General features: G+C 68.4%; 11 protein-coding genes and 1 pseudogene. 5 read left to right on the forward strand and 7 right to left on the reverse strand.

Translation table 11 applies throughout. The features are described 5' to 3' along the window. Positions 1–345: pseudogene (locus tag WAL33_RS08520) on the forward strand (UbiD family decarboxylase); the annotation flags it as partial. Positions 346–495: 150 nt separating this feature from the next. Beyond that, positions 496–897 (forward strand): phosphoribosyl-AMP cyclohydrolase, encoded by a 402-nt coding sequence (gene hisI / locus WAL33_RS08525; protein WP_422180400.1) that lies wholly within the window; start codon positions 496–498, stop codon positions 895–897. A gap of 106 nt (positions 898–1003) precedes the next feature. Here the strand turns inward: hisI and WAL33_RS08530 are convergent, their stop codons facing one another. The 4 genes from WAL33_RS08530 to yaaA form a co-directional block, all read right to left on the reverse strand. Further along, positions 1004–1456, reverse strand: a complete 453-nt coding sequence (locus WAL33_RS08530) for an NUDIX hydrolase (protein WP_422180402.1) — start codon at positions 1454–1456, stop codon at positions 1004–1006. Positions 1457–1656: 200 nt separating this feature from the next. Further along, on the reverse strand, positions 1657–2718 hold the full coding sequence (locus tag WAL33_RS08535) for a patatin-like phospholipase family protein (RefSeq protein ID WP_422180404.1): 1062 nt from the start codon (positions 2716–2718) through the stop codon (positions 1657–1659). 100 nt (positions 2719–2818) lie between these two features. Next, positions 2819–3616: a 3-hydroxybutyrate dehydrogenase gene (locus WAL33_RS08540; RefSeq protein ID WP_422180406.1), complete on the reverse strand. Its 798-nt coding sequence runs from the start codon at positions 3614–3616 to the stop codon at positions 2819–2821. Positions 3617–3713: 97 nt separating this feature from the next. Beyond that, the gene (yaaA, locus tag WAL33_RS08545; protein ID WP_422180408.1) at positions 3714–4481 is read right to left on the reverse strand and encodes a peroxide stress protein YaaA; all 768 of its coding nucleotides are present in this window, start codon (positions 4479–4481) and stop codon (positions 3714–3716) included. Positions 4482–4639: 158 nt separating this feature from the next. On the opposite strand from yaaA, the gene WAL33_RS08550 reads away from it, so the two are divergent. After that, entirely contained in the window at positions 4640–4969 is a 330-nt protein-coding gene (locus WAL33_RS08550) for a hypothetical protein (RefSeq protein WP_422180410.1), read from the forward strand. On the opposite strand, the gene WAL33_RS08555 is transcribed toward WAL33_RS08550, so the two are convergent. After that, a complete protein-coding gene (locus WAL33_RS08555) occupies positions 4966–6375 on the reverse strand; it encodes an FAD-binding oxidoreductase (RefSeq protein WP_422180412.1) in 1410 nt (469 codons plus the stop codon). The genes WAL33_RS08550 and WAL33_RS08555 overlap by 4 nt on opposite strands. A 67-nt stretch (positions 6376–6442) precedes the next feature. On the opposite strand from WAL33_RS08555, the gene WAL33_RS08560 reads away from it, so the two are divergent. Both WAL33_RS08560 and WAL33_RS08565 read left to right on the forward strand, forming a co-directional pair. Continuing rightward, on the forward strand, positions 6443–6730 hold the full coding sequence (locus tag WAL33_RS08560; RefSeq protein ID WP_422180414.1) for a type II toxin-antitoxin system VapB family antitoxin: 288 nt from the start codon (positions 6443–6445) through the stop codon (positions 6728–6730). Continuing rightward, positions 6727–7122 (forward strand): type II toxin-antitoxin system VapC family toxin, encoded by a 396-nt coding sequence (locus WAL33_RS08565; protein WP_422180416.1) that lies wholly within the window; start codon positions 6727–6729, stop codon positions 7120–7122. Before WAL33_RS08560 ends, WAL33_RS08565 begins: the two co-directional genes overlap by 4 nt. Here the strand turns inward: WAL33_RS08565 and WAL33_RS08570 are convergent. Both WAL33_RS08570 and WAL33_RS08575 read right to left on the reverse strand, forming a co-directional pair. Then, the gene (locus WAL33_RS08570; protein WP_422180418.1) at positions 7119–7436 is read right to left on the reverse strand and encodes a 1-deoxy-D-xylulose-5-phosphate synthase; all 318 of its coding nucleotides are present in this window, start codon (positions 7434–7436) and stop codon (positions 7119–7121) included. The genes WAL33_RS08565 and WAL33_RS08570 overlap by 4 nt on opposite strands. Positions 7437–7441: 5 nt before the next feature. Further along, positions 7442–7949 (reverse strand): L-threonylcarbamoyladenylate synthase (locus WAL33_RS08575; protein ID WP_422180420.1); only part of this gene is annotated, 508 nt, incomplete at its 5' end.

Raw genomic sequence — 7949 nt, forward strand, 5'->3', positions numbered from 1 at the left:
TGGAGCTATCTGCGCCAGTTCATGTACACCAAGTGGGTGATCGTCGTGGACCACGACATCAACGCCCGCGACTGGAAGGACGTGATGTGGGCGATCAGCACCAAGATGGACCCGGCCCGGGACATCACGGTGATCGAGAACACCCCGATCGACTATCTGGACTTCGCCAGCCCCGAGAGCGGGCTGGGCTCGAAGATCGGTCTCGACGCCACCGACAAGCTGCCGCCCGAGACCCATCGCGAATGGGGCAATGAGATCCGCATGGACCAGTCGGTGATCGACACGGTCAGCGAGAAGTGGGCGCGGCTGGGCCTGCCGGGCGACGGCAAGCCGATCTGGAAGTAGGGGGCGGCAAGACCCCCTCAGTCGCTCCGCGACAGCTCCCCCAGAGGGGGAGCATCTAGCGCGTTCAGATCCTCCCCTCTTGGGGGAGGTGGCGGCGAAGCCGACGGAGGGGGTTTGAGCCGCATCGCCAACGGCGCCATATGTCGCTTCATGACCTCCCAGATCTTCCCGCCCGCCGCCGACAAGACCGCCCTGGAGCGCGGCGCCGCCATCGCTCCCCGCTTTGATGGAAGCGGCCTGGTCGCCGCCATCGCCCAGCACGCCGACACCGGCGAGATCCTGATGTTCGCCTGGATGAACGACGAGGCGCTGAAGCTGACCCTCGACACCGGCATCGCCCACTATTTCAGCCGCTCGCGGGGCAGCCTCTGGAAGAAGGGCGAGACCAGCGGCCAGCTGCAGGTCGTCACCGAGCTGCGGATCGACTGCGACCAGGACGCGGTGCTGATCAAGGTGCGCCCGCAAGGCGACGGGGGCGCCTGTCACGTGGGCTTCCGCTCGTGCTTCTACCGCGTCTGGGAGAACGACCGGCTGGTCGAACGCGAGGCCTAGGGGCTTGGTCATCCCGCCAGGTTGAGCCGTTCGCGTCGAGACGGCGCCGAGGGGATTTGCAGGCGTCGTGGAGACGTCGGCCAGGACGGCTTGTCGACCGTCCCGCCTAGCCGCCGAAACGCTGGAACGTCTCGGCGATCACCTTGCGCGTCACGTCCCATTCGACCATCGCCAGCGCCTCGTCCAGCGACACGAACCGCGCCTCGGCCGCGTCGTCGCCGGCCACGGGCTCGCCGGAGATCCAGCGGGCGGCATAGTCGATCATCACATAGTGGCGGGTGGTCGCGCCGGTCTGGCGCGAGGTGAACAGGCCGTCGACCACGTCGACCAGGCCCAGCAGCTGCGCCTGCACCCCCGTCTCCTCGGCCAGCTCGCGCAGGGCGCCCGCGACCGTGGTCTCGCCGCGTTCCAGCCGGCCGCCCGGCAGGCTCCATTGGCCCAGGCGCGGCGGCGTGCCGCGCTTGATCAGCAGCACCTGGTCGTCGCGCAGGCAGATGACGCCGACGGAGGGGACGGGGAACTCGGAGACGGCCTGAGGTGCGGCGGAAACAGAAGACATGGCGGCGTCAGATACGCTCCACTCGGGCCGCGTCAAGCGACCAGAACAATCCCCACACTTCCTTTCATCCCGGCGAAAGCCGGGACCCAAGCTGAATGTCAAACCAGGGTCGTGCGGCGGGGTCGTTCGCGACCTCTCCCCGCCTCGGCTTGGGTCCCGACTTTCGTCGGGATGAGTGGATCTTGGTGGAGTTCAGCCCTTCACGGAAACCCCGCCCTCAGGTCCAGGCTGGAGCTGACCCCCACCTGGGTCAGGCAATGGCCCAGCCAGTCGTCGGCCGCCTGGCGCCCGCGCTCGCGCAGGTCGGTCAGGAAGCTCCACTCGGTGTCGAACTTGCTGCCCGCCGACAGGTCGGCCAGGGCCTTGTCGGCGGTGATGGCGTGCATCAGCATCTTGCGGTAGCGGCCGCGGGCGGTGTCCTTCAGCAGACCCTCGTCCAGCAGCTTCTGCACGAAGCCTATGGCCCGCAGCTCGCTGGCCAGGGCGGCGTTGAAGGTGATCTCGTTCAGCCGGTCCATGATCTCGCCCGGCGTCTTGGGCGTCTCCTCGCGGACGAACGGGTTGAGGCTGACCAGCAGGATGTCGTCGGGGGTGTCGTCGTAGAACAGCGGCCACAGCGGCGGATTGGCCAGGAACCCGCCGTCCCAATAGGGCTCGCCGTCGATCTCCACGGCCTGGAACACCTGGGGCAGGCAGGCGCTGGCCATGATGTGGCGGCTGGTCAGCTCGGTCTCGCGGAACACCTTGGACTTGCTGGTGCGCACCTGGGTGGCGGCGATGTAGAGCTTGATCGGCGAGCGCTCGCGCAGGGCCGCAAAGTCGATCTCGTTTTCCAGGGCGTCGTGCAGCGGGTTCAGGTTGAACGGGTTGAACTCATAGGGGCTCATCGACAGCGCGAAGGTTTCGGCCAGGCGCCAGCCGGGGCTGTTCTTGATCCAGTCGGCCCCGCCGGCGAAGGCGCTGGTCCAGATGCTGGTGTCGCCGAACACGTTGCGGCCGCCGTTGCGGTTGACCTGTCTCCAGAACTGCTCGAGCCGGGCCTTGGCCCCATCGCGTCCGCCGTCCAGCAGGCCCTGGGCCAGGCAGACGGCGTTCATCGCCCCCGCCGAGGCGGCGGTCACGGCCCGGATCTCGATATCGCCTTCCTCGAGCAGGCGGTCCAGAACCCCCCACTCGAACGCCCCGTGCGAGCCGCCGCCCTGCAGGGCCAGCGAGATCGGCCGGGGGCCGGGGGGCTTTTTCTTGAACGGACCGATGGGCATGCGGACTCCGTCTTACGGTCGGGGACATGCCCTTGCGGCGGGTCCTCATCGGAAAGCGCCGCGCCCAGTCAGGGGACACGCCGCGAGGGCATGTCCCCAGCTACTGCGCCGTCCAGCCGCCGTCGATGCTGAAGGCCGAGCCGTTGGCCGAGGCGCCGGCGTCGGAGACCAGGTACAGCAGCAGGCCGTTCAGCTGGTCGAAGGTGACGAACTGCTTGGTCGGCTGGGCGGCCAGGATCACGTCCTTCATCACCGCCTCTTCCGAGATCCCCCGGGCCTTGGCCTGGTCGACGATCTGGGCCTCGACCAGCGGGGTCTTCACGAAACCCGGGCAGATGGCGTTGCAGGTGATGCCGAAGGTGGCCAGTTCCAGCGCCGCGGTCTTGGTCAGACCCAGTATGCCGTGCTTGGCGGCGACATAGGCGGCCTTGAACGGCGAAGCGACCAGCCCGTGGGCCGAGGCGATGTTGACGATCCGCCCGCGCCCCTGCTCCTTCATGATCGGGATCGCCGTCCGCGTGGCGTGGAAGGCCGAGCTGAGGTTGATGGCGATGATCAGGTCCCACTGATCGATCGGGAAGTCCTCGATCGGGGCCACGTGCTGGACGCCGGCGTTGTTGACCAGGATGTCCAGCTCGCCGAACTCGGCCTTGGCGGCCTTGACCATGTCGGCGATCTGGTCCGGCTTGGTCATATTGGCGCCGTGGTACAACACCTCGACCCCGTGCTTCTCGGCCAACTCGGCGCGGGTCTTCTCGATGGCGTTCATTTCGCCCAGGCCGTTGAGGACGATGTTGACGCCCTGGGCCGCCAGGGCGTCGGCCATGGCGTGACCGATGCCGCTGGTCGAACCGGTCACGATGGCGACCTGACCCTGCAAACCGAAATCCACGGCCATCGCACGCTCCCTGGCTTCGCCGACCCTATTGCTGCAACGCAGCATATAGCTCGCTCTTGCGATGAGCGAGAGCTTATAAATTCATCGGTAGATGAATTCAGGGTTGGAGGCGAGCGAAAACCCAATCGGCCGGCGTGGAGAGGTCGGCGCGGAACCCGTAGCCGTCCAGGTCGAAGGCCTTGAGGTCGGCGGCCTTGTCGATGCGGTTGTCGATCGCGAAGCGGGCCATGCGGCCGCGGGCCTTCTTGGCGAAGAAACCCAGCACCCGCAGGGTGTTGCCCTTCTCTTCCTTGAAATGGCAGGTGACGGTCGGCAGCTTCAGGGCCTTGGCGTCGACGGCCCCGAAATATTCCTGGCTGGCCAGGTTCACCAGGGTCGGGTCGGCGTGGTCCTTGGCGGCGGCGTTCAGGGTCTTGGCGATGGTCTCGCCCCAGAAATCGTAGAGGTTGGAGCCCTTCTTGGTCTTCAAACGCGTGCCCATTTCCAGGCGATAGGCCTGCAGGGCGTCCAGCGGCCGCAGCACGCCGTACAGGCCCGACAGGATCCGCAGGTGGTCCTGGGCCCAGTCCAGGGCCGGACGGTCCAGCTCACGCGCGTTGAGGCCGGCATAGACGTCGCCATTGAAGGCGATGACAGCCTGCAGGCCCTCTTCGACCTGGGCGTCGAAGGCCTGGAAACGCTGGTGGTTCAGCTCGGCCAGCTTCTCGGAGATGTGCATCAGCCGGCGCAGGTCGGCCGCCGTCAGCTTGCGCGTCAGCTTGGCCAGCTCGGCGATCTGAGGCTTCAGCTCGGGCGTGGTGAGCGGCAGCACCTGATCGGGGGCGGTGAAGTCCAGCGACTTGGCGGGGGAGATGACCATCAGCATGGGCGTGCAGATAGAGGCTCGGGGCGGCGAGGGCTAGAGCGTGACAGCCGAAAGTGGCCACCGGTTTCGGCGCCCGTCACGCGACTGACCAGAGTCTCGTGCTGGACAATGACCGCGCTCGCCGCGATGTTGCCCGCCCTTTCGCCGGACCACCGACCATGCCCCAGATCCTCGGCCTCCTGGCCGCCCTCCTCTCCCCGCTGGTGATGTTCGTCGGCCTGTTCCTGGTGCTGCGCACCGAGGGCCTGAAGTGGCGCATCGCCTGGGCGGTGCTGTGCTTCGTCGGGGTCGGGGCGTTCTGGATGCGGGCGTCGGACGGGATGTGGGGCTTCGTCCCGGCGGCGATCAACATCCTGGGAACGGGCCAGCAGGCCGGCTTCTACAAGGCCTCGCTCCCGCTGGGCGCCCTGGTCTCGATGTTCATTTGCGTCAGCGTCCGCCGGGCCCGCCTGCAGGCGGCGCAGCGGCGCCAGGACGACCAGGCCTAGAACAGCACGCGCGGGTTCATGATCCGCTGGGGATCCAGGGCGGCGCGGATGGCGCGCAGGGCCTGCACCTCGACGGCGCTCTTGTAGCGCAGGGCCTCCACCGACTTCATCGCCCCCAAGCCATGCTCGGCGCTGATCGAGCCGTTCATCGCCGCGACGATGTCGTGGACGATCCGCGCGCCCTCGTCGCGCAGAGCGTCATGCGGGGCGTCCGAAGCGCCGTCGGCCCGCAACACGTCGTAGTGGACATTGCCGTCGCCGACATGGCCGAAGGCCACCACCCGCACGCCCGGCCACCGGGTCTCGACCGCCGCCGTGGCCTGGTCGATGAAGTCCGCCACCTTGGACACCGGAACCGAGACGTCGTGCTTCCAGGCCGCGCCCTCGGGCTTCTGGCCGCCGGACTGGTTCTCGCGCACCGCCCAGAAGGCGTGGGCCTGGGTTTCGGTCTGGGCGATCGCCGCGTCCTGGATCAGGCCCGTCTCCAAGGTCCCGGCCAGCAGCCGCTCCATGGCCGCCTCGGCCGCGCCCGGCTCGCCCGAGGCGGTCTCGATCAGCACGTACCAGGGATGCACGGCCTCCAGCGGTTCTCGTAGACCGGGGATATGCTTGAGAGCGAAGGCTACGCCCAGGCGGCTCATCAGCTCGAAGGCCTCGATCGCCCCGCCGGTCTCGTCCTTGGCCTTGGCCAGCAGGGCGATGGCGTCGTGCGGCGTGGCGACGGCGGCGATGGCCACGCAGCGCGAGGCCAGCAGCGGATAGAGCTTGAGACTGGCGGCGGTGATGATCCCCAGCGTGCCCTCGGCCCCGATCAGCAGGTGCTTGAGGTCATAGCCGGTGTTGTCCTTGCGCAGGCGCTTGAGGCCGTTCCAGACCTCGCCATTGGGCAGCACCGCCTCGATCCCCAGGATCTGCTCGCGCATCACCCCGTAGCGCAGCACCGCCGTGCCGCCGGCGTTGGTGGAGGCCAGACCCCCGATGGTGCACGAACCTTCCGAGGCCAGGCTCAACGGGAAGCGGCGACCCACCGACAGGGCGACCTCGTGGGCCTTGGCCAGGGTGACGCCGGCCTCCAGCACCATGACGTCGTCGAAGGCGTCGACATTGCGCACGGCCGTCAGCTTTTCGGTGGAGAGCAGGATCTCGCCCTGCGGGATCTGTCCGGCGACCAGGCCGGTGTTTCCGCCCTGAGGGGTGATCGCCACGCCCTGCGCCGCGCAGATCCCGACCACCGCGGCGACCTCGGCTGTCGAGCGCGGCAGGGCCAGAAGCGGCGTCTCGCCGGTCCAGCGGCCACGCCATTCCGTCAGCTTGGGCGTCAGCCGGTCGGGATCCTGGCTCCACCCGCCCTCGCCGAGCACGGCTTTCAGGCGGGAGACGACATCGGCGGGAACGGGCTTGGTCATGGCGGGGGAGGATACGCTTCTGGCGGCCCGGAGAATAGTATATACTCGGTATATACTGGAGGCCGTCATGGGCATCTTCATCAAGAACCCCGAGACCGAGCGTGTGGTCCGCGAGGTGGCGGCGCTGCGGGGCGAGACGATCACGGGCGTGATCGACGCCTTGGCGCGCGAGGCGCTGGAACGCGAACAGCCCAAGCCGCATAGAAAACGCACACTGGAAGAAATGCGGGCCGCCACAGAGGAATTTCGGCGCGTGACCGGCCTGGACCGGGAGCCGAAGCCCCTGCGCCCGATCACCAAGACGGACTGGGACGCGCTCTGGCCGACCGGCATCCCCGAGATCGATGACGCATGACCCTGGCCGTCGATGCTTCGGCCCTGGTCGCGATCGCGCGCAACGAACCGGGATACGAGCCCCTCGAGGCGGCGTTGTCCAAGGCCGACGCGGCCTTCGCGACGCCGGTCAACATCATGGAGGCCGGGCTGATCCTCGTGCTGCGCGAGGCCCGGTTCACCACGGACGGCTTTCGAGCCTGGCTGGAAGCCCAGAACGTTCTTGAGACCAAGATCGTGAGCGCTCAGGCGGCGCTCGACGCCTATTTCCGCTGGGGCAAGGGCGTGCATCGCGCCGGATTGAACATGGGCGACTGTTTCGCCTACGCCCTGGCCAAGTCGCTGGACGCGCCCCTGCTCTATAAGAGCGACGACTTCCCGCTGACCGACGTCCGCTCGGCGCTGGGCGCCTAGCCCGCCGCCGGATCCGGCACGCCGCGAACGTCGCGCCAATATTCCTCGCGGATGTCGTCGTCGATCACCGGCGGATCGCCCGCGCCCTTGTAGAGCCGGTCGTCGCCGCCCTTGCGGGCCTTGGCGATCCAGAAGGGCTGGCCCGTCTCGACGTCGCTGAAATTGGCCTTCAGGCCCGAGTTGCGCAGCGCCTCGAACGTGCGCCCCCCGTAGTAGAGGGTCTCTCCGGTCTTCGACAGCCGGACCCGCCCGATCCGCGCCGGGCCGTTCAGCCCCTTGGACTTGTCCTCGAGGTACATGATGCGGAATTTCATCGGCTCTATCCTATGAACCCGGCCGCGCGCCGCAGCCGGTCATTGATCGCTTCGCCCAGACCTTCGTCCGGGATCGGCGCGACGGCGATGCCGACGGGTTTCGTGCGGTCGGCGGCGCGCAGGAAGGCGAAGAGATTGGCGGCGGCTTCGGTCAGGTCGCCCGACGGGCTGAGATTGAACACGCCCTCGCCTTCCGGCCAGGCGCCAAACGCCAGGAACGCCTCGCCCCCGCGCGGCGCTTCGGCCTCGATCCGCACCGGCGCGTCGGGGGCGTAGTGCAGGGCCAGGCGGCCGGGCGAGCGCTTGGCGTCATTGGCGGCCTCGGCCAGGGGACCGACCACCGCCTCCAGCTGGGCGCGCGTCACCGCCCCGGGCCGCAGCAGCCGCGGCGGACCGTCGAGCACCGCCACCACCGTCGATTCCAGGCCGACCGCGCAGGGGCCGCCATCGAGGGCGACGGCGGCGAAGGCCCCGGTCTCGTCGACGGCGTCGGCGTAGGTGGTGGGGCTGGGC

The organism is Caulobacter sp. (assembly GCF_049283275.1).
Classification (GTDB): domain Bacteria; phylum Pseudomonadota; class Alphaproteobacteria; order Caulobacterales; family Caulobacteraceae; genus Caulobacter.